General features: G+C 67.3%; 1 protein-coding gene. It reads left to right on the top strand.

Annotated features, from left to right (window positions below):
• Positions 1-895 (top strand): low specificity L-threonine aldolase (locus NZN28_RS14460; RefSeq protein ID WP_295399347.1); only part of this gene is annotated, 895 nt, incomplete at its 5' end.
• Between the last annotated feature and the right edge of the window lie 219 nt (positions 896-1,114).

The raw sequence follows: 1,114 nt of genomic DNA, 5'->3' as shown, positions 1-1,114 counted from the left end.
GGCCCTGGCCGCCGAGCTATTGGGCTTCGAGACAGCCCTCTTCATGCCCAGCGGCACCATGACCAACCAGGTGGCCCTGCTGCTCCACCTGAAGCGCGGCCAGGAGGTGATTGCCCCCCAAGGGGCCCACATCTACGAGTACGAGCCAGGTTCCTTAGCGGTGCTTTCGGGCGGCACCATCCGGCTGGTGGAGGCCCCCTACGGGGTGCCCGACCCCGAGGCGGTGCGGGAGGCCATCCACACCTCGGTGCACCAGGCCCCCACCGGCCTCATCGCCCTGGAGAACACCCACAACACCGCCGGGGGCACGGTGGTGCCCTTGGAAACCCAGCAGGTCATCCAGCAGGTGGCCCGGGAGGCTGGCCTGCCCACCCACCTGGACGGGGCCCGGCTCTTCAACGCGGCGGTGGCGCTGGGGGTGGAAGCGGCCAGGTTGGCGCAGGGCTTCACCACCGTCTCGGTCTGCCTCTCCAAGGGCCTGGGGGCCCCGGTGGGCTCGCTTTTGCTGATGCCCAAGGAGCTGAGGGCCGAGGCCTGGCGCTACCGCAAGCTCCTCGGGGGCGGGATGCGGCAGGCCGGGGTGCTGGCTGCGGCAGGCATCATGGCCCTCACCGAGGGGCCCAAGCACCTTCCCCGCGACCACCAGATGGCCCGGGCCCTGGCCGAGGGGCTGCTCAGGCTCAACCTGGCGGTTGACCTCCGGGCCGTGCAGACCAATATGGTCTATGTGGAGGTGCCCCAGGCCCCCAAGCTGGCCCAGCGCCTGAAGGAGCTGGGGGTGCTGGTGAACGCCATGGGGCCCAAGCGGCTTCGCCTGGTGACCCACCGCGACCTGGAGGAGGAGGACATCCCCCTGGCCCTAAAGCGGCTCGAGCAGGCCTTGCAGGTGGCCTGATACCAACTTTCAACGTTCAAGAAGCCACTGGATGGAAGTGGGGGTGGGTCACCAACACCTGCCCCCCTGTGCCCTAACCCCTGCTTCGACGCTCCCTGCAAAGCAAAGTGTTCTAGCTGGAGCGCTCTTCACATATTCAGAGCCATTCGACTTTAGCTTTTTCCTGGACAGAACAGTGGCCGCCTGGAAACTCGAAAACATGCGTCTCGGCCTAGACGC

This window comes from Meiothermus sp. (assembly GCF_025056915.1).
Classification (GTDB): domain Bacteria; phylum Deinococcota; class Deinococci; order Deinococcales; family Thermaceae; genus Meiothermus.
Note: the sequence above shows the minus strand (reverse complement) of the source record. Positions and strands in the feature narration are given on the sequence as shown.